The sequence below is a fragment of the Aquiflexum lacus genome (assembly GCF_015476655.1).
In the GTDB taxonomy this organism is placed as follows: Bacteria; Bacteroidota; Bacteroidia; order Cytophagales; family Cyclobacteriaceae; genus Aquiflexum; species Aquiflexum lacus.
The window spans coordinates 79605-103519 of sequence record NZ_JABFHF010000014.1; the positions used below are offsets into that span (position 1 = coordinate 79605).

Consider the following 23915-nt stretch of genomic DNA (forward strand, 5'->3'; position numbering starts at 1 on the left):
TTTTAAATACGACATGTTCATTTATGAACATATTTTTATTAGATTTATAGCTAAATCTTCCTTTAGAGTGGCTTTTGAATTATGGCACCATTTTGTCATTGAAGATTATAGCAAAAAATCCAAAACCAATGGAAAACCAACAACTAGGAAAAATATTGATTATTGATGACAATGAGGACTTGCTCTTTGCTGCCAAAATGTTGTTAAAAAAACATGCAAAAGAAGTATCTATTGAAAAGGATCCCCGAAGGATCCCTTTTCTGATCAATAACAACAGCTATGATGTCATCTTGCTTGATATGAATTTCACGGATGATACTACATCAGGAAAGGAAGGATTTCATTGGCTTAAACAAATAAAGGAAATTGATCCTAAGGCGGTGGTTATTCTAATTACAGCCTTTGGAGATGTGGAAATGGCCGTTCAGGCATTGAAAGAAGGCGCAACTGATTTTATCCTCAAACCATGGCAAAATGAAAAACTGTTGGCCACCCTCAACGCTGCTTCCCGCCTGAAAGACAGCTACAATCAAGTTGAGAAGCTTTCTACCAAGCAGAAGCAATTACAATCTGATCTCAAAAAACCTTATGCGGATATCATTGGACAAAGTGCTTCAATGAAGAATATTTTTTCCATCATTGACAAAGTTGCCAAGACTGATGCAAATATTTTGATTTTGGGAGAAAATGGAACCGGAAAGGAATTGATTGCAAGAGCTATTCATGACAGGTCCCATAGAAGAGATGATATATTTGTAGGTGTGGATATGGGGGCAATTACTGAGACTTTGTTTGAAAGCGAGTTATTTGGCCACAAAAGGGGCTCTTTTACGGATGCCAAGGAAGACCGTGCAGGAAGGTTTGAAATTGCGGACAAGGGAACCCTATTTTTAGATGAAATAGGAAATCTTAGCATGCCCTTACAATCAAAATTATTAACTGTTCTGCAAAAAAGAGAAGTTACCAGGATCGGTACCAACAAATCCATACCGGTAGATATCCGATTGATCTGTGCCACGAATATGCATATTCATGATATGGTGATGGACAATACTTTCCGTCAGGATTTGCTTTACAGGATCAATACGGTTGAAATTTTCCTTCCCCCATTAAGAGACCGGCAGGATGATATTCCTTTACTCGCGAATCATTTCTTGAAAAGCTATTCGCAGAAGTATAGGAAGGAATTCAAAGGATTTTCTCCTAACGCCATGCAATTGCTTCAAAAATACAACTGGCCCGGTAATATCAGAGAACTACAACACGCCATTGAAAGGGCCATCATCATGGCTGAAGGTGAATTATTGGATAGCAGGGATTTCTTTTTCCTTTCTGCAAAACCTTCCAATGAAAAAGCTGCAGTGCCAAATACTTTCAATCTGGACGAAGTAGAAAAAAATTATATCCAAAAAGCAATTGACAAAAATGGAGGTAATATCTCCAAAGCGGCCAAAGAATTGGGATTGACAAGAGCCTCCCTATACAGAAGATTGGAAAAATATGGATTATAAGGTTGGCTTATTAGGTAGAATTATTCTCCTAGCTATTTCACTTTTTTTACTTGCTTATTTTATCCTAAATGGAGCAGGGGTATTCGCCATATCCCTGTTCATTATTTTGATTTTGGCTCAGATAGTTTTTTTTCTCAGTTATGCAGAAAGCTCTTTCAAAAAGGTAAGGCAATTTCTAGATAACATCAAGCAGGATAATTACACCAATGTCTATCCTGTCAAATTTGATGGTACTGAGACTGACGATCTACATATTGAGTTCAATGCCATTTTGGCAAAACTTCTGGAGGATCAGGCAGAAAAAGAAGCCAATTACCAATATTTTCGCTCGGTCTTTCAACACCTGAGTATCGGTTTGATCACCTTTGGTGAGGATGGCAAAGTACAGATCGTCAATACAGCAGCCAAAAGAATGCTCAATATTCTTCAACTCAATAATATAACGGAGGTTGAAAAAATCAATAAAGAACTTCATCATGCCATTCATTCCCTTCGGACAGGCGGAAGTGAACTGATCAAAATAGCCCACCCTGATGGTATCATGCAGCTTTCGGTTTATGTGATCGAACTGGTTTTAAGGGACACCAAATTCAAATTGGTATCCCTTCAGAATATTCAGAGTGAGTTGGAGGAAAAGGAAATGGAGGCCTGGCAGAACCTTGTTCGCGTCCTGACCCATGAAATCATGAACAGCATTGCTCCTATTTCTTCTTTGGCATCTACCGTGAAAGGCGATATGGAGTCCAAGATGGATATCAATGAACCCATCCAGCCGAATGATTTGGAAGATTATTTGATGGCCCTCAGCACCATCGAAAAAAGAAGTGAGGGCATGATCAATTTTGTAAGTGATTTCAGGAGTCTTGCCCATATTCCCACGCCAAAATTCCAAACGATAAGGCTTAAGGGGCTTTTTGACCAATTGGAAACTTTGATGCAGCATCAGTTTGACACCAATAAGATACAGTTCAAAAAACATATCGAACCTGAAAATTTGATTCTTTTTGGTGATCAGACCTTGATCGAACAGGTTTTGATCAATTTGATACAAAATGCAATTCAGGCAGTAGAGGACACAGTAAGCAGAATAATTTCGCTTGATGCATTTATAGATGAATCCGGGAAAATAATCCTTGAAATAACTGACAGCGGAAGGGGAATTGAAGAAGATGCATTGCCCAAAATATTTATTCCTTTCTTTACCACAAAAAAGAAAGGATCAGGAATAGGATTGAGTCTGTCCAAGCAGATTATGCGGAGACACAAAGGCAATATTCAGGTTAGATCAAAACTTGGGGAAGGAACAACCTTCAAATTGATATTCAATGCTTAGAAATAATTGCCCTTTATTTGGAATAAATGAACCCGAGTCCATCGCAAGCAGCCCATGAGAAATTTGTGAGATTTTTTGAGTTATTGATATACAAAAACTCCTGATTGCCTTCACCGCAATTGGCAACCAAATCCAAATTGGTTTCAAAAGTAAGTATTAGCTCAAATAAATGGGCTGAATTATCAGAAGGAATCAACTCATAAAGACCTAATGCCTGTTCGGGCACCGTTAGTAATTTACCACTACCCTTGATTTTATTGGTGATTTTGATAAAAGAACCATCATCATTGAAAATATATTTTTCTGAAAAATCAATCTCACTTCCAGAATAGTCAAGGTTGGAAATAGAGCCTGTTACTTCTACCAAATTCCAATAGCCAAGTATATTGATTTCCGGATCTTTATCAACCTGTTGGCAAGAAGATAAAACCACAAAAAATAAAAATGGAATAAATAACTTTTTCATACTTTTTAAAATAAAGACTAATGTTCAATACGCTGAACATGTTTCGAAGTTGGTAATAATCGGTCTGATGTCAAAGAAAAATTGAGAAAATGCTCAATTAGCTATTCGCTTTAATTAGTGATAAATCTTTTGTTTTTGGAGCAAATCAACAAAATCAAATCAAATTTCAACTAGTCATAAGGAATTTTAACAGTCAGTTAACTATTTATTCACAATACCAAACTAAATTTTAAAAAACTTATCCTTTTCATAATATCCTTTTCATCATTAGTTTTTAGAGCATATATATATTGCAAACAAAACTGACAGACTTGAAAACTCATTTCAAAACTATCGTCATCTCTGATGTACATCTAGGTACTAAAGGAGCAAAGGCAAAAGAAGTCGCCCATTTTCTGAAGCAATACACTTGTGAAAACCTGATTCTCAACGGTGACATTATCGACGGATGGCAGCTTCGCAAATCAGGTTCATGGAAAAGGAAGCATACCCGGTTTTTCAATAGAATGCTGAAAATGATCGAAAGAGACAACACCAAGGTGTTTTATCTGAGAGGCAACCATGATGATTTTCTGGATCAGATTCTTCCATTACAGATTGGAAATGTTTCAATCCAAACTGACATGATTTATGAAAGTAACGGTAAAAAATTCTTTGTCACACATGGAGATATTTTCGACAGCATTACGACAAATCTTAGGTGGATTGCTTATTTGGGAGATGTCGGTTACACTTTTCTGCTTTGGCTAAATAGGTTGGTGAATTATCATCGAAGAAAAAAGGGCTTACCTTATTATTCATTAAGCCAATTTATAAAAGGAAAGGTAAAGTCAGCCGTTTCGTACATCGATCAATACGAGGAAGAATTGGCCAAAATGGCTAAAGCAAAGGGTTGTGACGGTATCATTTGCGGACATATACACAAAGCTGAAAACAGGGATATCAATGGAGTTACCTACCTCAATTCCGGTGATTGGGTAGAAACAATGAGTGCATTGGTAGAAGACCATGATGGAACATGGCAATTGATCTATTATAATGAAATCAATTTCAAAAAAATGTCTTCTGAAAAAACCGTCTCACTGGAAACCCTGAAAGATTATAAGACTGTTGCGTTCACCAAACCAGCGGAAGATCTAAATTATCCTAATTTCCTACTCTGAAATGAAGTTTTTCTTTATTGTCCAAGGTGAAGGAAGGGGTCACATGACCCAGGCAATTTCTATGTCCCACATGTTGGAACAAAGTGGACACGAAGTATGTGCAGTATGCGTGGGAAAAAGCAAAAGAAGAGAAATTCCAGATTTTTTTTCTTCCAAAATCAAGGCTCCGATTTATCTTTTCGAAAGCCCAAATTTTGTGACAGACAAGAAAAACAAAGGCATCAAATTGGGCAAAACAATCACTCATAATTTATCTAAAATCAATCATTTCAAAAAAAGCCTAAAAGAAATCCATCAACTTGTAACAGCACACCAACCTGATATCATCCTCAATTTCTATGATCTGTTGGGAGGTCTTTATAAAATGCTCTTCCAACCGACTTGCCGACATTGGACAATAGGGCACCAATATCTAATCAACCATCCTGAATTCCCTTATCCCAATGGAAATAGCTTTCAGAAACTACTATTTCAACTTAATACAAAAATCACAGCACTTGGATCAGAAATGGAATTGGCACTTTCATTCAGACCACTTAATCCTACTCAGAGTGGTAATACTTTTGTCCTACCACCCCTACTTAGAAACGAAATAAAAAATTCAACCCCTTACAGCAGCGATTTTTACTTAACCTACATGGTTAATCAGGGATACAGCGATGAAATCCTCTTATTTGCCAAACAATACCCCTTCATTAAAATTGAGGCGTTTTGGGATAAAATAGGAGCTCCTATCATGTACAAACCTTTGGAAAACCTGACTTTCCATCAATTAAATGACCGTTTATTTTTAGAAAAAATGTCACAATGTAAAGGTTTGGTGACTACAGCAGGATTTGAATCCGTTTGTGAGGCAATGTATTTAGGAAAACCCGTCATGATGGTTCCGGTAAAGGGGCAATTTGAACAAGCCTGCAATGCCATTGATGCCAAAATAGCTGGTGCCGGAATCATGTCCGACAACTTTGATTTTAATAAAGTAGAAACCTATCTCAATTCCGGAAATTTCATTCCAGTTTCATCAAAAGAATGGGTTGATAGTTTTGAAGAAAAGTTTTTCAGTATTTTAAATAGTTTGTCAAGTCCGAAAAATTTAAAAAAGGTCAACAGACCGATTCTTTTAAAAAAAGTTTTCGCCAGTTAATTCAAATAACCAGAAAAACAACTATGGAATCACCAGCCCATATCACAGATTAATTTTTTAATATTTACGTTTTGGAACTTTTGGTTTATAATTTCATTCCCTTTATACCCAAATATAATTCCTTATTTTTTAAACAAATCAGCGTTTTTTACAACATTCTACCAGTTACAAGGTTTATCCTTCGTTAGGTATTTTTTAATTTTGAAATAATCAATCGGTTAATTCAAAAACATCAAATACTAACATTTAAATCGATTGCGGAAAAAACATATTTAAAAATTTCAGAGAAGTCATATCCAAAAAGGATCAACTATTATAAAAATGGGTAAATTCGGGATAGATTATTTGGATCAGGTTTAAATGAATATAGAAAAATTAAGGCTTCAAGAAGATAGAGAAAGGAAAAAACATTGGAAAAAATGGGGGCCTTATCTGACAGAACGGCAATGGGGAACCGTAAGGGAAGACTATAGTCCTAATGGTGCTGCATGGGACAATGTTACCCACGACGAGGCCCGAAGTAAGGCATATAGATGGGGAGAGGAAGGAATCGGCGGGATATCTGATTACAAACAAAATTTATGTTTTGCATGGGCATTTTGGAATGGTAAAGACTCACTGATTAAAGAGAGATTATTTGGTTTGACTGGACATCAGGGCAATCATGGTGAAGATGTAAAGGAACTCTATTATTATCTTGACTCTACACCTACTCACAGTTATATGAAGATGCTTTACAAGTATCCTCAAAATGAATTTCCTTACAGTCAAATTCTGGAAGAAAACAGGAAACGAACCAAAACAGACCCCGAGTTTGAACTCATTGATACTGGCATCTTTGACAAAGATGAATATTTTGATATTTTTCTAGAGTATGCAAAAAATGACGCTGAGGACATCACTGCTTTTGCGACTATTTACAATAGAGGGCCTGAAGATGCGGAAATCTGGGTAATACCTACCATCTGGTTTAGAAAAACATGGTTTACAGGACACGAACCATTTATGCCTAAACTAACCCTAAATGGCGAAAATACTATAAAAGCTTTTTCCCCCCAGAGAGGGAATTACTTTTTTAATTTTGATGGAGATCCTGAATTTAAGTTTTGTGACAACGAGACAAACAGGGAAAAACTCTACAGTATCCCAAATGAAAAAATGTATCTGAAAGATGCCATCAATGATTATGTGGTGAACCGCTATTCCAGGCATCTGAATCCAAATGATTTTGGAACAAAGGCCTCTGCAATTTACAAATTAACCATCCCCGCCGGTGGTTCGCATGTGGTCAAGACTCGGATGACACATCAAAAAACCGAAGCAGCAATTGAACCCTGCGAACAGATAATGGCTGATAGGAAGAGAGAGGCGGATGAATTTTATGGTGAATTGCAGGAACGTGTCAAAGATGGGGACATGAGAGATATCCAAAGGCAAGCATATGCAGGGATGATGTGGGGCAAGCAATTTTATTACTATAATGTAGATCGTTGGTTGGAAGGAGATCCAGGAAGATATTCACCTCCAAAAGAACGTAAAAAAGGAAGGAATAGTGATTGGAGACATCTCTACAATCAGGATATCATCTCCATGCCCGACAAATGGGAGTACCCATGGTATGCGGTATGGGATTCCGCTTTCCATTGTATTCCAATTTCCAGGCTCGACCCTGATTTTGCCAAAGGACAACTTGTTTTGTTCTTAAACGAATCTTATATGCATCCAAATGGGCAGATTCCTGCCTATGAATGGAATTTCAATGATGTCAACCCTCCTGTCCATGCCTATGCCGTGCAGCGGGTCTATCAGATTGACAAAAAAATGAATGATGGCAAAGGAGATCAGGAATTCCTCGAAAGGGCATTTCACAAACTCATGATCAACTTTACCTGGTGGGTCAACCAAAAGGATAGCGAGGGAAAGAATATTTTTGAAGGAGGATTTTTAGGTTTGGACAATATCTCCGTCATCGACAGGTCTCATGCCCATAGGTACAAAGGGAAATTAGAACAGGCCGACGCTACCTCTTGGATGGCAATGTTTTCGCTGAATATGATGCGGATTGCCCTAGATTTATGTGAGTTCAATAAAACCTATCAATTTACAGCCACTAAATTTTTAGAGCATTTCCTATACATAGCAGGGGCGATGAGCAACATTTCGGGAGAAAACATCAGCCTTTGGAATGATGAAGAAAACTTTTTCTTTGATGTCTTTCACCTTCCCGGAAAAGACCCTAAGGTCATGAAGCTCAAATCGATCGTTGGAATCATTCCATTGTTTGCTGTAGAATCAATTCGCGTGGAATTGTTTGATAGCCTTCCGGAATTCAAAGAGAGACTGGAATTCTTCCTTAAAGAAAAACCGAAATTAGCTGCATTGGTGTCTAGTTGGATACAACCGGGGTTTGAAAAACGGAGGCTTTTTGCTTTATTGCGAGGACACCGGATGAAGAGTATTCTCAATAAAATGTTGGATTCAGAGGAGTTTTTAAGTGATTTCGGAATCAGGTCACTCTCCAAATTCCATAAAAAGAAACCCTACACCCTGAGAATCAATGGCGACGTCTTGAGTGTGAAATATACACCGGGAGAATCCGATTCCATGATGTTTGGCGGAAACTCCAACTGGCGTGGGCCAATCTGGTTTCCGATCAATCACCTGATCATTGAATCCCTAAGGAAATTTGATTACTATTATGGTGGAGAATTTTCAATTGAATACCCAACTGGTTCCGGTAATTACGTCACCATGGATATTATCGCCCGAGAATTATCACTAAGGTGCATCAAAATATTCCTAAAAGACGAAAATGGCCACAGACCCATGTATGGAAACAATCTTAAAATGCAGGAAGACCCCCATTTCAAAGACCATATTTTGTTTTATGAATATTTCCATGGAGACAATGGGACTGGTCTCGGTGCTTCCCATCAGACAGGATGGACTGGTCTGGTTGCCGAAATGATCCATAAATATTATAAATCAGAAAGAAGAACAGCGGAAGATGCTGAGGCCGAATTTAGAATACGATAAGTTAGAAGCCGGCTGCGATGAAGTAGGACGAGGCTGTCTTTGCGGTCCGGTTGTAGCTGCTGCGGTTATTTTACCGGAAGGTTATGCCAATGAGTTTATCAATGACTCCAAAAAACTCAGTAAATCCAATCGGGAAAACTTAGTAGAGGAGATCAAAGCTTCTGCATTGGCCTGGTCCATTGCAGAAGCTAGTGTTGAAGAGATTGACGAAATTAATATTCTGAATGCTTCATTTTTGGCCATGTCCCGGGCAGTGAAGAATCTGGAAGTGATCCCCCAACACCTTCTTATAGATGGAAATAGATTTAAAACGGATCTGAATATCCCTTTTGATTGCATCATCAAGGGAGATGGTAAATTTGCAAGCATCGCAGCTGCCTCTATTTTGGCAAAAGTTTATAGGGACAATTTGATGTCTGAATTTGCGAAAACCTATCCCGGATATGGCTGGGAGAAAAACGTAGGCTATCCTACCAAAACCCATAGAGCAGGAATCATCAAATTAGGATTAACACCAATTCACCGAAAGTCCTTCAGACATTTGCCCATTCAGCTGGAATTAGGTCTTTAAAATCGCATTAGCATATATCCTTGGGGCACATAAGTTGTCAATGTGGTCAACATGGACAAGGCAATCTCAGCACCATCCCAAACATCCGTTGTTTTCATTTCCCTTGCGATCAAAGACTGCCCGCAGATATAGAACTCAACACCGGCATCTTTCAATGCCTCATATACCTGCAAATTAGGATTTTTTGTACCATATAGTTTTTCATAGTAACTGTCGTTCAGGATCGTGAAAATCGCCCCTCCGTGAACAGCTACTTTCACTTTTATATTCTCTCTTGGAACACCTCCAATGCCATGCAAATTGATCATCCTTGCAATGTTATCCACCATTCTGTTGATCTGCTTTGGATCATCACTTGCTGAAACCAAATCTATGATGATTTTATAGTTACCATTTGGATCGGGTCTTTCTGTTGCTTCGGGAATTTCATAAATCCCTCCAAAACCTTGAACTATCGGAAATTGGGCTGTCTGTGCAATAGTCAAGGTTTTTAATAAGCTGACCAAACAGAAAAGGAGAAGCAGTTTCTTTTGCATTTTTTTTTAATTGGAAAGTTTGAAAAGTAGTCAAATCGACTTTCGAATCAAACTGCTTTTATTCAAAAGTATAAAAAAGAAAAAGCCCCGGATAACCGAGGCCTGTTGTGCGCACGAGAAGATTCGAACTTCCACACCCGTAAGGGCACCACCCCCTCAAAGTGGCGTGTCTACCAGTTTCACCACGTGCGCTTTTAGGGTCAGCAAAAGTAGAAATGAAAACCTTTCCCTGCAAGGGGTAAAGGGTATTTTAATTACTCAATTTAGTTTACTCATGCCATGACTTTGAGTCATGGCTTAAATTAACCAAAGACCTTCTTTTCAGCGGCCAACAAAGTATTGTATAACAAAGAGGCAATAGTCATCGGACCCACACCTCCTGGAACAGGTGTGATAGCTGAAGCCTTTTTAGAAACTTCATCAAATTTCACATCTCCGATCAACCTGAATCCTGATTTCTTGCTTGAATCTTCAATTCTATGAATTCCAACATCTATCACCACTGCCCCTTCTTTAACCATATCCGAAGTTACAAACTCAGGCCTACCCAAAGCAACAATCAAGATATCGGCAGTCTTGGCTATTTCAGGTAGATTCTTCGTTCTGCTATGGGTTAGGGTTACAGTACAGTTTCCTGGATATTCATTCCTCGCCATCAAAATACTCATGGGAGAACCTACGATATGGCTTCTACCAATGACCACACAGTGTTTGCCCGAAGTTTCTATTTTATATCTTTTCAACAACTCGACTATTCCATAAGGAGTAGCTGCAACATAAGCCGGCCAACCTAAGGTCATCCTTCCCACATTGACAGGTGTAAAGCCATCCACATCCTTTTCAGGCTTGATTTTATTGGTTACTTTTTCTACAGAAATATGCTTGGGAAGTGGCAATTGGACAATCAACCCATCAATCTCTGGATTTTGATTGATATCTTCCACCACCTTCAAAAGTTCCTCTTCAGACACCGATTCCTCCAACCTGACCAAGGTAGACTCAAACCCAACCTGTTCACAGGACTTTACCTTTGCCCCCACATAGGTCTGACTTGCCCCGTCACTTCCAACAAGGATTGCAGCCAAGTGGGGCGTTTTTCCTCCTTCCACCTTGATCTCAGCCACACGATGTGCGATTTCAATTTTGATTTCTTCTGAGGTTTTTTTTCCGTCTATTAGTGTTGGCATGATGAGCGTGAATTTAATAGGGTTTGGCTATTTAGTTAATTATTGTTTGTTCAGAATTAAGTATCGGAAATCGAATTATAAATCCGCTTAACACGTCACGAAATTACTGATTTCTGAAAGAAAGTCTTGGTTCTTGTATCTTGGTTCTGGTTTCTATGATCAAGACTCTCGGTTCTCGCCTCTCGTTTCTCTTACTAATCCAACTTCAACACCGCCATAAATGCCTCCTGAGGAATCTCTACGTTGCCTACTTGCCTCATGCGTTTCTTTCCTTTTTTCTGCTTTTCGAGGAGTTTGCGTTTACGCGAAATATCCCCGCCATAGCATTTGGCCAAAACATTTTTACGCATGGCTTTTACGGTTTCCCTCGCTATGATTTTGGCTCCAATTGCTGCTTGAATGGCAATTTCAAACATTTGTCTCGGTACCAATTCCTTCAGTTTTTCGCAAAGTCTTTTTCCCCATTCGTATGCTTTGTCCCTGTGTACAATAGCAGATAATGCATCCACTATTTCACCATTGAGCATGACATCCAAGCGCACCATATGGGATTGTTTGAAACCGATCATTTCATAATCTAATGAAGCGTACCCCCTTGAAATGGTTTTGAGTCGGTCAAAAAAATCAAAAACTATTTCGGCCAAAGGCATATCGAAGGACAATTCAACACGGTCAGATGTCAGGTAAACCTGATTTTTGATCAATCCTCTTTTGTCCATACAAAGTTGGATTACAGGACCTACAAACTCAGCTGCAGTGATGATGGTGGCTTTAACAAATGGTTCCTCAATATGCTTGAAAAGTGTCGGGTCAGGCATATCAGAAGGGGCATTGACCAACTTGTACTCATTGTTGTTCATCAGGGCCTTAAACTGAACTGATGGTACGGTAGTGATGACCGTCATGTCAAATTCACGTTCCAAGCGCTCTTGTATGATCTCCATATGAAGCATTCCTAAGAATCCGCAGCGGAATCCAAATCCTAAAGCAGCTGAAGTCTCTGGTTCCCATACCAAAGAAGCGTCATTGAGTTGGAGCTTTTCCATAGAAGCCCTTAATTCTTCAAATTCCGTGGTTTCAACAGGATAGATCCCAGCGAAAACCATGGGCTTTACATTCTCAAAACCTTTGACCATTATGGTACAAGGATTTTTGACATGCGTGATGGTATCACCAACTTTGACCTCTTTGGCCACTTTGATCCCGGAAATGAGGTATCCTACATTTCCTGCAGACATGGTCTGTTGGGGAATCTGATTCATTCCCAATATCCCAATTTCATCTGCGAAGTATTCTTTATTGGTATTGACAAATTTGATCTTGTCACCCTTGTTCATACTCCCATTGAAAATCCGGAATATAACTTCAACTCCTCTAAATGGATTGTAAACCGAGTCAAAAATCATGGCCTGTAGCGGTTCATTGGGATCCCCTTTTGGTGCGGGAACACGTTCCACAACTGCATTCAGGATATCTTCAATACCAATACCCTCTTTGCCGGAAGCCAACACAATATCCTCCCTGTCACAACCAATAAGGTCAATGACCTCATCAGCCACTACTTCAGGTTCAGCACCGGGAAGGTCTATTTTATTTAAAACAGGGATGATTTCAAGATCATGGCCGATGGCCAAATACAAGTTGGATATGGTCTGGGCTTCCACGCCCTGGGAAGCATCCACAATCAACAAAGCCCCTTCGCAGGCAGCAATGGACCTGGAAACCTCATAAGAAAAATCCACATGTCCGGGAGTATCTATCAGGTTGAGAGTATATTCCTCACCTTTATACATGTATTTCATCTGGATTGCATGGGACTTGATGGTGATGCCACGCTCACGTTCCAAATCCATGTTGTCCAATAATTGATTTTGCATCTCCCTGCCACTTACCGTATGGGTAAATTCAAGGAGACGGTCTGCGAGTGTACTTTTCCCATGATCGATATGGGCGATAATACAGAAATTCCTAATTCTTTGCATATTCATTCTGGGCGCAAAAATAGAAAAATTTGCGGGTTATATCAGTATATGAAGAGAAGGAAGGTCTAAATTGTTTTAATAAAAAAATCAATTATACAGAATAACTAAAAGAATTATTTGATCTAATTATCGAAGCTTGGCTGGTTCCTTTCTTCCATAAAATCATCAGTGAAAAGTTTTACACCCTCAATTAAGGATTCCCAAGGATTATGAAAGGGAATAATGAAAATTGAGTTACCCATTTTTTTAAGGTAAACCTTATTATCATCTATTTTAAAATTTTCAGGTATCTTAATAAACTGGCTTCCTGAAATATTTTCAATTTCTACTTCTTCGATTTTCATTGGATTTGAGTTTCTTAAATGTACGCATTTTTCAATTTTATTGTTAAAAACAAACCTTTCTTATTTTCTTTGCACCATCATCAAAAATCAGTGAAATGAAGGCCATTGCTGAAAAGAAAAAAGCCAAAAACATCGGAGAGTTTATCATCTATATGTACCAAATGGAAGACCTCTTAAGAGCTTACCAGTTCAACATGCAAAAGGTAAAACAATATGTCATTTCACATTACCCGATTTCTGAGGAAGAAAAAGAGGGAACTTACCAATGGTTTGCTGGACTGGCAGATTCCATGGCAAATGAGGATATTAAGGAAAGCGGCCATTTAAAATCCGTTCATCATATGGTTGACCTTCTGGCCAAATTACATTGGCAACTGTTGAAAACCGACAACAGCTATTTCAATATCTACCAAAAAGCCAAACCGCATATCATCCAAATGGTGCTTGAAGCTGGCGAAAATTCTCCCGGCAACGAAATCCAAATCTGCATCAATGCGATCTACGGGTTGCTTTTGGCCAAATTACATGGAAGGGAAATCCCTAAAGATATGGTAGCTGCAACTGAAATATTTGGTGATGTACTGAGTTATCTTAATTGGGCTTATTTTGAGGGGTTGGGGAGAAAGGCAAAGGATAATTAACCCTCATCCAAATACTCATAAACACTTTTATAACAATCATTCCCATCCACATAATCCAAAAATGCCGCATAGAAAGGATGGTTGCTTAAGGTGGCACTGTCTCCTATGACAATCAGTTTTCTTTTGGCCCGGGTAAGGGCCACGTTCATCCTTCTGGTATCTGCCAAGAATCCGATCTCACCGGAACTATTGGACCTGACCAAACTGATGACAATGATATCCCGCTCCTGCCCCTGAAATCCATCTATGGAATCTATCGTCAATAAATCCGAAAAAGAACGCAGATTAGGAAACTCATAAGAATCAAATACCAATTCATTGAACCTCCTGACCTGGGCCCGATAAGGAGCTATTAGGCCGATGTTCCATTCATTCGTTTTGATTTTGGCAATACCAATCCTTTTGATCAGATTTTCCAGATATCTCAAGGCAAACCTTGCTTCCTCCAAGTTAAACGTGCTCAGGGATTCTTCCCCCATTTGGGTGTAAATTGGCACAGGCGCTAGGTGTAGATTGTATCTACACCTTTTCTATCCTTGGAATTTGTAATTCCTGTGAATATGTTACACCCAGTTGAAAACCACATCTAGTCACCACCCAACGCTGTTCTACAACGTTTCAATGTTTCATCTGCAAAAAATTCTTCTTTGGTTTTGTATGGAGTAATCACATTAGATATGTAAATACACTCATCAACACTATGCTTAAGATATTCCTTTGGAAGCTTAGACATATTCTACTTCAGATAAAATTTTTGGCCCTATATAAGGGCTAAGTCCGTTTTTAGTGACAATATCTACTCTACAATTCTTAAAAGAATTTTCTATGATATCGCAAACGGCCATATAATTGTCGAAGTTTTCCATCTCAGGTTCAAAGTCAATCAAAATATCAATGTCGCTGTTTATGGAATATTCATTTTTTGCATAGGATCCAAATAAACCTATGGATCTAATGCCAAAAGTAGAAAGTTCACTTTCCAATGACTTAAGGTTATTTAAAATGGATTCTTTGGTTTTCATTATTAAGATGTTGACACAAATATACTTATCTTTTTGGGCATGTAGTCTAATTTAGCGGAGTTTGGTGTATTTGTTAAAAGTCCTCATCCAAATACTCATAAACACTTTTATAACATTCATTCCCATCCACATAATCCAAAAATGCCGCATAGAAAGGATGGTTACTTAGGGTGGCGCTATCTCCAATGACAATCAGTTTTCTTTTGGCCCGGGTCAGGGCAACGTTCATCCTTCTGGTATCTGCCAAGAATCCGATTTCGCCCGAACTATTGGACCTAACCAAACTGATGACGATGATATCCCGCTCCTGCCCCTGAAATCCATCTATGGAATCAATGGTCAACAAATCCGAAAATGAACGCAGATTCGGAAATTCATATGAATCAAACACCAATTCATTGAACCTCCTGACCTGGGCCCGATAAGGAGCTATCAGGCCGATGTTCCATTCATTCGTTTTAATTTTGGCAATGCCAATCCTTTTGATCAGATTTTCCAGATATCTCAAGGCAAACCTTGCTTCCTCCAAGTTAAACGTGCTCAGGGATTCTTCCTCCTGTTGCTCCGCAAATCCACTGCCTGCAGTATCAATATATTCCAGGACAGACTCATCATCAGAAAGTTTATGTTCAAGGGTATTGTCGGCAGCTATCAATCCATCCTTGTAAAAATATTTCCCGGAAAAGCCCATGATCAGCTCAGGCATTCTGTATTGCAAACTCAACATCTGTGATGCCGCAGGCTTCCTTTTGATCACCTTTTCGAATAAGGTTTCACTTAATCCGTTTTTGGAAGCTTCATAGGATTTGATGGTCGGTGGCAATTGACAATGATCGCCTGCCATCACTACCTTTTGGGCTTTTTGGATGGGAATCCAAGTGGCAGCTTCCAATCCCTGCGCGGCTTCATCAATGAAAACAACCGGGAAACTCATTCCTTTCAAAGCTGAATTAGAAGCCCCCACCAAGGTGGATGCAAATACCTGAGTCTGTTGGAAAATGTCATAGGTAATGTAATCCTGCAGGCTTTCTGCATCTGATTTCAGCCTACTGACTTCATCAAATATTCTCTTTCGCTGCATCCGCTCCTCAGGACCAAAACTTCGCTTATACTTTTGCCCCATCTTTCGATATTCCTCAGCAGATTTTTTGAGCCGCTTCAGATCTTTGTAGCTGTCATGATTGGCTATTTTGGCATCCAAAGTCTGCGATAAAATATGATCCTCCACCCTGGCAGGATGTCCAATCCGAAGTGTGCTGATATTTTGAGCTATCAGTTTTTCGACCAACAGATCTACAGCAGCATTACTTGGCGCACAGACCAATACCTGCTTGGTAGATTCCAAAGACTGTAAGATGGCCGCTACCAAAGTGGTCGTCTTACCTGTTCCGGGAGGCCCATGAATGATGGCTACATCCTTGGCATTCCTGACCAGATTTAATGCCGTGTTTTGGCTGCTGTTCAGTTGGTTATTTTGAACAATATCAGTTTGTTTGAATTCAGGCTCTTTTTCACCGAGTAAAATATTTTTCAGTTCACCCAACCTTCCTTTTTCTGATTTGATAACAGCTTTTAAAGTAGACTCCATTTCACGGTAACTTGCCTCATCAAAAAGCAGGTCAATCCCCATCTTCCCGGAATTCATCCAATCGGGGATTTCATCTACCTGTAAAGTGACCACCATGATGTCTTTTTTGACCTGATTGATCACACCATTGATCCTATTTTCCTGGGATTGGTGCTTATCATGATTGGAAAAGATGGAGACTGATTTACCGGATTGGAAAACATGGGATTGCTTGGAATCGAATCTTTCCAACTCAACGATCAGCCGTTCACCAAATCCTGTTTTGGTTTTTTTTAGTTGGACCGGATACCAGCAAACACCCTCTTCCTTTTTGTCTGATATTGAGGTATATAAAAATTTCTTTTTGTAGTGGTTCAAATCCTCTTCCCATTCCTGTTTCAGAAGTTTGAGAGAAAAACTTAATTCTTCCTGTATTCTTGACATCTATTGTTAAATTTGAGGCAAATTACATACATAACCCAGACAGTAAAACTATCTCGTAAGTGAATTATCTAGCACATGCATATTTATCCTTTGGGGAACCCAAAGTTTTGATTGGAAATTTTATAGGGGACTTTGTCAGAGGAGACATTGATACTGCTTTTGAAAAGGATATTGTCGTAGGTATCAAACTCCATTGGGAAATCGACAAGTACACGGACAATCATCCTGTGGTAAAAGAAGCCCAATCCATTTTACGACCAGAATACGGTAGATATTCTACGGTCATCACCGATATGTATTTTGATTATTTTCTGGGCAGGTATTGGAAAAACTATTTCCCTAAACCCATTGAGGAGTTTGCTGATAATGTTTATGCCATCATTGAAGAACATAAAGAAATATTGCCCGAGAAATTCCTGATGACCTTCGGTTATATGAAATATTACAACTGGCTTACTGGATATGGGGACTTGGATGGCATAAGAAGGGCATTGACCGGAATGTCCAAAAGAACCAAATTTGATTCAAAAATGGAAACTGCTCACTTATTTCTTGACCAACATCATGAATATCTGAAGGTTCATTTTGGTGATTTTTTTGAAGATGTGGTCAGCTTTTCCAAAAAAACCCTAGCCGAATTGAAGTCACAATGATTCATTGCAAACCAAAATCAAGCACCTACTTTGCCCTTGGACTAATAGTAATAACATTGGTAGGTGGTTTGATTTATACGCTGAATCATTTTGCAACTCAAAGGACCCTAAGTATAGTCGTCTATCTTTTTTCCACCGTATTACTGACTTTAGTAATCTTATTGCTTTTGGTCAAAATGATGGCTGCATACAAATTTATTTCTGGGGGTAAAGGAATCATCATCACCCAACTACCACTTAGAAATCAAACCAAGAAATATCTTTTGAATCAGGTTCTTGTTTGGGATGAAGAGCAAATCATTACAAACAAAAGGGAATTCAAACAATTGACCCTGGTTTTTGATGACAAAAATTCTTTTTCCATCAGTAATCACGAACATATCAATTACGAGGAATTTGTCAAATACATTCAAAAATCTTTACCCAAAAAGAAGGTTCCCACAAAAAAGAAAGGTTAAAACCTGACTGCCAAAGATCCGGTCACTGCCGTATTTCCTTTACTGAATTTTGCTTCCGGCAAGGAGAAGATGGCTTCAGGGCTCATAAATTGACGTGCTTCGAGTCTGATCAAGGCTGATTTATTGATGTGATAATCCAAATTGGCAGACAAGCCTGATACTTTCAACCCTTCATTGAGAATGATGCCCACTGGGTCAGAATAATACTCCGCTCTACCTGCCACAAAAAACTTATCTAAAAATTGGCGACGCAAAGACGCTGTAATACCATACCATTGGTGAGGATTCCCTACAAATGATGCTTCAATTCCATAATCTGCTCCTATGGTTACTCCCCATTTATTTTTCTCATATTGCGCATAAAAATTATTGAAGAATCTGTTCATCCTTATTGGCTGCGGACTTTCATTGCCAAAGAAATTGGAATAGTTGACTACCAAACCTTCAATGGGTCTATGATTGACGCCAATACCAACTGCCAAGGATTGGTTCCTGGAGTCTTTTTGTACATTCTGCCAACCATTTGCCAACCAAAGCTGTATATCCATTTTTTCGCTTACCGCATAAGAAAATCTTGCCCCGGTAAGAAAATAAGGAGAATTTTCTGCCATTAAGCTTCTACTCAGGTGCCAACAATCCATCCCATACCAACTCTCAAAACCAATATGAGAAGGCATGATGCCCACATCCAACCATAGCTTTTCGTTCAATTTCACACCTACTGAAACCTCATTGAGCATCTGTGCCCATGCAGGTTCCTCGGCCAAATTGAATTGGGCGTAAGTACCTCCCATGATGGCTAAATTCCCCCGAATGTTATCATCCTCGTAACTTGCTTTCAATACTGCCAAGTTAATACTGACCTCATTATGCCTTGTGAAATTGTACAAAAAATCAGGTCTTAAATGATTCTCTGGTAGGTTAAAGTCATAATTATAATAGGCTTCTATATACCCGGAAAATTGGATTTTGGAGGAAATAAATTCTTGGGCCAGCAGTTGGTGACAAAAAAGAAAAAGAAAAACGGAAAGTTTTTTCATAACAGTAGGGAAGCAATAAGCCCGAAAATCTCCGGGCTTTTATTTATCTCTGTGTTCTGAAGTTACTATCATACAACTCAATACTTTCCTGAATGATCTTAAAAGCCTCCGCTTTACCTAAAAAGTCTTCTACCTTGACTTCTTTATTTTCCAATTTCTTATAATCCTCAAAAAATCTGTGGACTTCTTTCATCAGGTGAGGAGGCAATTCATCAATATCATTGATATAATTCACAGATTGGTCCTCAGCAGCCACAGCAATGATTTTATCGTCAGCCTCACCCCCATCTACCATGCGCATGACACCAATCACTTTTGCTTTTACCAAAGTCATGGAAGGAATATCAATCTGGGAAATGATCAAAATATCAAGTGGATCTTTATCCTCGCAGAAAGTCTGAGGGATAAAACCATAATTAGCTGGATAATGTACCGCCGAAAACAATACCCTGTCTAAAAGCAACATACCGGTTTTTTTATCCAACTCGTATTTCCCTTTACTTCCTTTGGGGATCTCAATAACTCCCATTACAAAATCAGGAGCTTCTTTACCAATATTCACATCATGCCATGGATTGATCATAAATAAAAACTTTTTAATGAAGATATATTAATTCCATGCAAATTAAAGGCAAAATGCCTTGGAAACAAAGTGCTGTAAATTGTAAATCATCGAGTAAAGCAATTCTCCTTCCAACCAAATAACTACAATTTCAATCCTTTGGGAGCTTCGTTGGTAACTTGTATACGAAGTTGAATTAATAAAAAAAGTACTTGGCTATAGTACCAATTGATTCATAATTGTGTGTTGCGTCTGGCTTTTACGCCTGTGGGAAGGAAAATTTAACTAAATTAAAAAAGGGCTTTAGTACTTTTATGGATAATTTTATTGAGCAGCTTCCTTTTCACTTTCTGCCAGTATAAGTGATGGTAAAAAAATATTCACGGTAGTTCCTTCATTTACAACGGAATCAATACTTATTTCACCTCCCAATTGGGTAACGGATTCCTTGACCATATACAATCCAAGTCCTGAACCCACACTTTTTTTGGTAGCCCTTTGAAAAAGATTAAAAACCTGCCCTAGAAATTCCTTTTCAATCCCTATTCCATTATCCTTAAATACAAGACTCACTGAATTACTATCACATGTTATTGAAATCCAAATCGTTTTATTTGGATTGTTTTCAATTTGGTAATTACAGGCATTGCTGAACAAGTGATTCAGGATCACCCTTAATTTGGAATCATCTGTAAAGAAAGGGCCCAGTTGATTTACATCGACAATTACTTCTATGGCACTCAAATCCCACTTTTTCCTATAAAAATCTAACTGTTCTGCAATAATTTCATTAAATCTGATTTCTGTAATTTTATTTTCAATTTTAGTAGCTCTGTAAAAGTCCATTATTTTGTAAATATAATCATCGAGTTTATCAGTCGCTGAATCAATCATCTCAAAATACTCTCTCACCGATGGTTCTTTGGATTCCATTTTGGCAAGATTTGATACACTTGAGATGCTCATCAATGGGCCCCTGAGTTCATGTGACAGAGAGTACACAAACTGGTTCATTTCGGAAATTATTTTCTGCAATCTTTCATTTTTGTCTTTTAGTTCTTTTCTGGTAAAATAGATTTCGGCAGCATTTTTAATGGCTATCTTCACTTGATCGATATTCCATGGCTTATCAATAAACCTGTATACTTCTCCTTTATTGATGGCGTCAATTACGCTTGCGATGTCAGAATATCCCGTCAATAGTATCCTGATAGGGTCTGGATTGATTTTCATTAATTTTTCAAAAAATTCCACCCCTGACATTCCTGGCATCCTTTGGTCAGCAATCACCACGTGTATTTCTTCTGATGCCGCTATTGTCAAGCCCTCCTCCGCGGTTAATGCTGTAACGACGCTAAATTCTCTTCTCAGACTGGCCTTGAAAGAGTTAAGGTTATTGTCCTCATCATCTATATATAAAACTATGATCTTGTCAGTCATTTTGCTGAGTCAATTGATAAATAGGAAGTGTTATAATGAAGTTAGTACCCTTACCTTCTCTCGATCGTACTTCGAGAGTGCCCCTGTGATTTTCTATGATGGTATATACAATTGAAAGGCCTAAGCCAGTACCTTTCCCTACAGCTTTTGTAGTAAAAAAAGGTTCAAAAATCCTTTGTCTAACCTTGTCAGGCATACCAGGTCCGTTATCTTCAATCTCTACTATAATGCTATTTTCTATTCTACTTGTACGTAAAGTAAGTTCCGGTTCGGAGTTTTTATCAAGATTATCCAATAGTGCATGGATACCATTGGTGATTATATTCATAAAAACCTGATTGATTTTTCCGGCCAAACATTCCACCATGGGCAAAGAACCATATTGCCTATTAACTTTTATTTTTCCGTTCATCGAACTACTGAGCAAAATCAAAGTACTATTCAACCCATCATGAATATCCACCTTTTTAACATCCTGTTCATCCACTCGAGAAAAAAGCCGAAGACCTTTGACAATCTCTACTGTTCTTTTGGCACCATCCTCCATACCTCTCAATAATTGGTCAATCTCATTGAGCAGGTAATCAAATTCGATTTCTTGTTCTTTGGCCTGAATCGCCATTTTGGAAGACTCCGAAAATTCTACAAACCCTTTTTCCCTGTAAACCTCTACCACCTCTAACAAGTCTTTAATATCTCTTTTTAATGGGGCAATATTGGAGCTGACAAAATTGATCGGATTATTGATTTCGTGTGCGATACCCGCTGTAAGTTGACCCAGAGAGGCCATTTTCTCCTGATTGACCAGTTGCGTTTGGGTGTTTTGTAAATTATGTAGCGTTAGTTCAAGTTCCTCAGTTCTCTTCTTTACTTTTTCCTCCAGATTTTCATTTTGCTTGATGATTAGCCGTTCATTTTCCTTCATAATCTGAAGTTTATCGAGCTGTTCTTTATTCTTATCCTTGATCAGAATATTAATTTTATCTGCAAGTGCAAAAGAAAGTAAAATCACCTCTAATGCTGATCCTAATGGCATGATAAAAGCTGAAAAAGCCGTGTATGGTAAAATTCCCATTTCACTCATCACAAACCACAAAATGCCCATCATAAAAATTGACCAAGCCAATAAATAATATCTTGCGGGACTATAACCTTTGAGCCATACATAAATCGCCACCAACAAAACATACACAACGACAATGGTCTGCGTCACCAAAAGAACCTGATAACTTAATGTCAAGGAAATGAAAAGTGCATTGATGAAAATAAAAATGTAAACAGCATAAATAAAATAGAAGCCTTTATCCAGTTTTGGTAGAAAAACTTTGGTGTGTAGAAAAACCCTTAGAAACCAGATTCCGGCTATACTTACTAAGGAAGAAAACATCACTCCACTTCTAAGGTTGATCCAGATATCATTTGGCCAGATCAATTCCTGCGTATAGCCCAAAATAGCAGATTGGGTTAACCATACCAAAAATGTGTGAATCACATAGATCAGATATACTTTATCTTTGATTGAAAAGTACAAGAAAAGATTGTAAAACAGCAATCCAAACAGAATTCCCGTGAAAATTCCAAAAAATAAATTTTCTTTCCAGATTTGTTTATTGACAAACTGTAGATCAGAAATTGAAGCAAGAATGACCTTTTTGTTGACGCTTTCAATCCTCATATAAAGGGTGTAAGGTTGATTTTTTTCTAAATTCAATTCGAAAACAATATTTTTGGATGGGATCATTCTGTCATCAATCCCAACTACTCTCCCACCGATTTGTCGATCAACGATCTCACCGTTGGCTACCAAAAAAATCTCAAGTTTATCTAAAGAAGCATTATTAATTGAAAAAAACTTTTTTTCCTCATCCGAATCATTGACAATCCCATATTTTAACCATACGATCCTATCATTGATCCCGAAGTTTTTTGTTGCAGATTCAACTTTGATAAAACCCTCAGAAAGAATAATTTCTTCAACAGTGAAATGTCTACTGCTATTTTCAATTAGAAATTCATAAGCCAAATCTATGCTTGGCAGGGTTTCTTGAATTACATTTTCAAAGCTATGGATGCTTAAAATGAGACTTAATAATATTACATACATAATTTTAAGCGCCAATCGGGATTTTCTATCAAAAGGTCATATCTGATTTCGATATCTCCCTTGAGTGAGTTTTCAACCCTGATGCTATCGAAATTTTTCCTTAAATCAAATATATACCTTTTTTCGGAAGGCAATGCCAATGGGATTTTTTCAACATCTCGAAGTACTGCACAAGTAGATATGAAGTCCACGTTAGGATATCTAAACCTTCCTTTTTTTCCAATACTTTCCTCCACCTGAAATCCTTTATCTAAAGTGGGTTGGATTGTAAATTCGGAACACAGAGCCAATAGTGACTCTAATTTTAGTTGGGCCGCTATAGCTATAGCTGTTCTTGAGAGAAACATAGAGCCTATACCATACCCTGCTATGGATCTTGAATTCCATAAACCTGCCACTTCACCTGTTCCATTTTCACGGTAAATATCCACCACGTCATGAATCTTCCGATCAATTTTCCCTATTGCCTCTTCAATTGGAAGCGGGTAATCCCTATTGGCAATATGTATCCTCACGCCACTGACCATCATTCCTGTTTGGATATCCTCTACAGTTACGACATATACATAAGGATTATACATCCAAAAATGGTTTGAAGAGCCCACTTTTGTGACACCATATTCTTTTAAAACATTGGCATGACCTTCAATAAATCTGAGGCAAGATGTAGGATCATCAATTGCCCTAAAGGCTTTGAAAATAAACATAATA

At 38.3% G+C, this 23915-nt stretch carries 22 protein-coding genes and 1 tRNA gene; 9 read left to right on the forward strand and 14 right to left on the reverse strand.

From position 1 onward, the window contains the following. Positions 1 to 128: 128 nt before the first annotated feature. Together HMJ38_RS13870 and HMJ38_RS13875 are read left to right on the forward strand one after the other, a co-directional pair. Positions 129 to 1511 carry a sigma-54-dependent transcriptional regulator gene (locus HMJ38_RS13870; RefSeq protein WP_194975010.1) on the forward strand — a complete coding sequence of 461 codons (1383 nt, stop codon included), beginning with the start codon at positions 129 to 131 and terminating at the stop codon, positions 1509 to 1511. Further along, entirely contained in the window at positions 1501 to 2844 is a 1344-nt protein-coding gene (locus tag HMJ38_RS13875) for a sensor histidine kinase (protein WP_194975011.1), read from the forward strand. Before HMJ38_RS13870 ends, HMJ38_RS13875 begins: the two co-directional genes overlap by 11 nt. Before the next feature lie 13 nt (positions 2845 to 2857). On the opposite strand, the gene HMJ38_RS13880 is transcribed toward HMJ38_RS13875, so the two are convergent. Continuing rightward, entirely contained in the window at positions 2858 to 3310 is a 453-nt protein-coding gene (locus tag HMJ38_RS13880) for a hypothetical protein (RefSeq protein WP_194975012.1), read from the reverse strand. A gap of 311 nt (positions 3311 to 3621) precedes the next feature. On the opposite strand from HMJ38_RS13880, the gene HMJ38_RS13885 reads away from it, so the two are divergent. The 4 genes from HMJ38_RS13885 to HMJ38_RS13900 all read left to right on the forward strand — a co-directional run bounded on the left by HMJ38_RS13885 (position 3622) and on the right by HMJ38_RS13900 (position 9224). Beyond that, positions 3622 to 4473 (forward strand): UDP-2,3-diacylglucosamine diphosphatase, encoded by an 852-nt coding sequence (locus HMJ38_RS13885; RefSeq protein ID WP_194975013.1) that lies wholly within the window; start codon positions 3622 to 3624, stop codon positions 4471 to 4473. A 1-nt stretch (position 4474) separates the two neighbouring features. Continuing rightward, positions 4475 to 5617, forward strand: a complete 1143-nt coding sequence (locus HMJ38_RS13890; RefSeq protein ID WP_194975014.1) for a glycosyltransferase family protein — start codon at positions 4475 to 4477, stop codon at positions 5615 to 5617. Positions 5618 to 5977: 360 nt separating this feature from the next. Beyond that, positions 5978 to 8653, forward strand: coding sequence for an MGH1-like glycoside hydrolase domain-containing protein (locus HMJ38_RS13895; RefSeq protein WP_194975015.1), 2676 nt, complete (start codon positions 5978 to 5980; stop codon positions 8651 to 8653). Further along, on the forward strand, positions 8625 to 9224 hold the full coding sequence (locus tag HMJ38_RS13900) for a ribonuclease HII (protein WP_194975016.1): 600 nt from the start codon (positions 8625 to 8627) through the stop codon (positions 9222 to 9224). Before HMJ38_RS13895 ends, HMJ38_RS13900 begins: the two co-directional genes overlap by 29 nt. Here HMJ38_RS13900 and HMJ38_RS13905 read toward each other — a convergent pair. From HMJ38_RS13905 to HMJ38_RS13925, 5 genes are all read right to left on the reverse strand, one after another. Further along, the gene (locus HMJ38_RS13905) at positions 9221 to 9760 is read right to left on the reverse strand and encodes a DsrE family protein (RefSeq protein ID WP_194975017.1); all 540 of its coding nucleotides are present in this window, start codon (positions 9758 to 9760) and stop codon (positions 9221 to 9223) included. The genes HMJ38_RS13900 and HMJ38_RS13905 overlap by 4 nt on opposite strands. 108 nt (positions 9761 to 9868) lie before the next feature. After that, positions 9869 to 9952, reverse strand: a tRNA-Leu gene (locus HMJ38_RS13910). 110 nt (positions 9953 to 10062) lie between these two features. Next, positions 10063 to 10947 carry a bifunctional 5,10-methylenetetrahydrofolate dehydrogenase/5,10-methenyltetrahydrofolate cyclohydrolase gene (locus HMJ38_RS13915; RefSeq protein ID WP_194975018.1) on the reverse strand — a complete coding sequence of 295 codons (885 nt, stop codon included), beginning with the start codon at positions 10945 to 10947 and terminating at the stop codon, positions 10063 to 10065. Between the two features lie 194 nt (positions 10948 to 11141). Further along, positions 11142 to 12935 (reverse strand): translation elongation factor 4, encoded by a 1794-nt coding sequence (gene lepA, locus HMJ38_RS13920; RefSeq protein WP_194975019.1) that lies wholly within the window; start codon positions 12933 to 12935, stop codon positions 11142 to 11144. 116 nt (positions 12936 to 13051) lie between these two features. Continuing rightward, entirely contained in the window at positions 13052 to 13273 is a 222-nt protein-coding gene (locus tag HMJ38_RS13925; RefSeq protein ID WP_194975020.1) for an antitoxin, read from the reverse strand. A gap of 95 nt (positions 13274 to 13368) precedes the next feature. On the opposite strand from HMJ38_RS13925, the gene HMJ38_RS13930 reads away from it, so the two are divergent. Further along, entirely contained in the window at positions 13369 to 13914 is a 546-nt protein-coding gene (locus HMJ38_RS13930; protein WP_194975021.1) for a DUF4924 family protein, read from the forward strand. Here the strand turns inward: HMJ38_RS13930 and HMJ38_RS13935 are convergent. From HMJ38_RS13935 to HMJ38_RS13945, 3 genes are all read right to left on the reverse strand, one after another. Continuing rightward, on the reverse strand, positions 13911 to 14393 hold the full coding sequence (locus tag HMJ38_RS13935; RefSeq protein ID WP_317174525.1) for a C-terminal helicase domain-containing protein: 483 nt from the start codon (positions 14391 to 14393) through the stop codon (positions 13911 to 13913). The two genes, HMJ38_RS13930 and HMJ38_RS13935, sit on opposite strands and share 4 nt — an antisense overlap. Positions 14394 to 14639: 246 nt before the next feature. Then, a complete protein-coding gene (locus tag HMJ38_RS13940; protein WP_194975022.1) occupies positions 14640 to 14936 on the reverse strand; it encodes a nucleotidyltransferase family protein in 297 nt (98 codons plus the stop codon). Between the two features lie 73 nt (positions 14937 to 15009). Further along, positions 15010 to 16947, reverse strand: coding sequence for an AAA domain-containing protein (locus HMJ38_RS13945; RefSeq protein ID WP_194975023.1), 1938 nt, complete (start codon positions 16945 to 16947; stop codon positions 15010 to 15012). 59 nt (positions 16948 to 17006) lie between these two features. On the opposite strand from HMJ38_RS13945, the gene HMJ38_RS13950 reads away from it, so the two are divergent. Next, a complete protein-coding gene (locus HMJ38_RS13950) occupies positions 17007 to 17600 on the forward strand; it encodes an acyl carrier protein phosphodiesterase (RefSeq protein ID WP_194975024.1) in 594 nt (197 codons plus the stop codon). Continuing rightward, positions 17597 to 18058, forward strand: a complete 462-nt coding sequence (locus HMJ38_RS13955) for a hypothetical protein (RefSeq protein ID WP_194975025.1) — start codon at positions 17597 to 17599, stop codon at positions 18056 to 18058. The genes HMJ38_RS13950 and HMJ38_RS13955 overlap by 4 nt, the downstream gene beginning before the upstream one ends. On the opposite strand, the gene HMJ38_RS13960 is transcribed toward HMJ38_RS13955, so the two are convergent. The 5 genes from HMJ38_RS13960 to HMJ38_RS13980 all read right to left on the reverse strand — a co-directional run bounded on the left by HMJ38_RS13960 (position 18055) and on the right by HMJ38_RS13980 (position 23911). Beyond that, the gene (locus HMJ38_RS13960; RefSeq protein WP_194975026.1) at positions 18055 to 19098 is read right to left on the reverse strand and encodes a porin; all 1044 of its coding nucleotides are present in this window, start codon (positions 19096 to 19098) and stop codon (positions 18055 to 18057) included. The genes HMJ38_RS13955 and HMJ38_RS13960 overlap by 4 nt on opposite strands. A gap of 43 nt (positions 19099 to 19141) precedes the next feature. Further along, positions 19142 to 19681, reverse strand: coding sequence for an inorganic diphosphatase (locus tag HMJ38_RS13965; RefSeq protein ID WP_194975027.1), 540 nt, complete (start codon positions 19679 to 19681; stop codon positions 19142 to 19144). A 303-nt stretch (positions 19682 to 19984) separates the two neighbouring features. Then, the gene (locus HMJ38_RS13970) at positions 19985 to 21100 is read right to left on the reverse strand and encodes a hybrid sensor histidine kinase/response regulator (protein WP_194975028.1); all 1116 of its coding nucleotides are present in this window, start codon (positions 21098 to 21100) and stop codon (positions 19985 to 19987) included. After that, complete coding sequence (locus HMJ38_RS13975; RefSeq protein WP_194975029.1) at positions 21093 to 23204, reverse strand: sensor histidine kinase; 2112 nt, start codon at positions 23202 to 23204, stop codon at positions 21093 to 21095. The genes HMJ38_RS13970 and HMJ38_RS13975 overlap by 8 nt, the downstream gene beginning before the upstream one ends. Beyond that, positions 23195 to 23911 carry a hypothetical protein gene (locus tag HMJ38_RS13980; RefSeq protein ID WP_194975030.1) on the reverse strand — a complete coding sequence of 239 codons (717 nt, stop codon included), beginning with the start codon at positions 23909 to 23911 and terminating at the stop codon, positions 23195 to 23197. The genes HMJ38_RS13975 and HMJ38_RS13980 overlap by 10 nt, the downstream gene beginning before the upstream one ends. Between the last annotated feature and the right edge of the window lie 4 nt (positions 23912 to 23915).

Excerpts from the sequence above, each read along its gene's own strand:
- HMJ38_RS13870 (WP_194975010.1), top strand. The coding sequence starts at position 129 with ATGGAAAACCAACAACTAGGAAAAATATTGATTATTGATGACAATGAG.
- HMJ38_RS13875 (WP_194975011.1), top strand. The coding sequence starts at position 1,501 with ATGGATTATAAGGTTGGCTTATTAGGTAGAATTATTCTCCTAGCTATT.
- HMJ38_RS13880 (WP_194975012.1), bottom strand. The coding sequence starts at position 3,310 with ATGAAAAAGTTATTTATTCCATTTTTATTTTTTGTGGTTTTATCTTCT.
- HMJ38_RS13890 (WP_194975014.1), top strand. The coding sequence starts at position 4,475 with ATGAAGTTTTTCTTTATTGTCCAAGGTGAAGGAAGGGGTCACATGACC.
- HMJ38_RS13895 (WP_194975015.1), top strand. The coding sequence starts at position 5,978 with ATGAATATAGAAAAATTAAGGCTTCAAGAAGATAGAGAAAGGAAAAAA.
- HMJ38_RS13900 (WP_194975016.1), top strand. The coding sequence starts at position 8,625 with ATGCTGAGGCCGAATTTAGAATACGATAAGTTAGAAGCCGGCTGCGAT.
- HMJ38_RS13905 (WP_194975017.1), bottom strand. The coding sequence starts at position 9,760 with ATGCAAAAGAAACTGCTTCTCCTTTTCTGTTTGGTCAGCTTATTAAAA.
- HMJ38_RS13915 (WP_194975018.1), bottom strand. The coding sequence starts at position 10,947 with ATGCCAACACTAATAGACGGAAAAAAAACCTCAGAAGAAATCAAAATT.
- lepA (WP_194975019.1), bottom strand. The coding sequence starts at position 12,935 with ATGAATATGCAAAGAATTAGGAATTTCTGTATTATCGCCCATATCGAT.
- HMJ38_RS13925 (WP_194975020.1), bottom strand. The coding sequence starts at position 13,273 with ATGAAAATCGAAGAAGTAGAAATTGAAAATATTTCAGGAAGCCAGTTT.
- HMJ38_RS13930 (WP_194975021.1), top strand. The coding sequence starts at position 13,369 with ATGAAGGCCATTGCTGAAAAGAAAAAAGCCAAAAACATCGGAGAGTTT.
- HMJ38_RS13935 (WP_317174525.1), bottom strand. The coding sequence starts at position 14,393 with ATGGGGGAAGAATCCCTGAGCACGTTTAACTTGGAGGAAGCAAGGTTT.
- HMJ38_RS13940 (WP_194975022.1), bottom strand. The coding sequence starts at position 14,936 with ATGAAAACCAAAGAATCCATTTTAAATAACCTTAAGTCATTGGAAAGT.
- HMJ38_RS13945 (WP_194975023.1), bottom strand. The coding sequence starts at position 16,947 with ATGTCAAGAATACAGGAAGAATTAAGTTTTTCTCTCAAACTTCTGAAA.
- HMJ38_RS13955 (WP_194975025.1), top strand. The coding sequence starts at position 17,597 with ATGATTCATTGCAAACCAAAATCAAGCACCTACTTTGCCCTTGGACTA.
- HMJ38_RS13960 (WP_194975026.1), bottom strand. The coding sequence starts at position 19,098 with ATGAAAAAACTTTCCGTTTTTCTTTTTCTTTTTTGTCACCAACTGCTG.
- HMJ38_RS13965 (WP_194975027.1), bottom strand. The coding sequence starts at position 19,681 with ATGATCAATCCATGGCATGATGTGAATATTGGTAAAGAAGCTCCTGAT.
- HMJ38_RS13970 (WP_194975028.1), bottom strand. The coding sequence starts at position 21,100 with ATGACTGACAAGATCATAGTTTTATATATAGATGATGAGGACAATAAC.
- HMJ38_RS13975 (WP_194975029.1), bottom strand. The coding sequence starts at position 23,204 with ATGTATGTAATATTATTAAGTCTCATTTTAAGCATCCATAGCTTTGAA.
- HMJ38_RS13980 (WP_194975030.1), bottom strand. The coding sequence starts at position 23,911 with ATGTTTATTTTCAAAGCCTTTAGGGCAATTGATGATCCTACATCTTGC.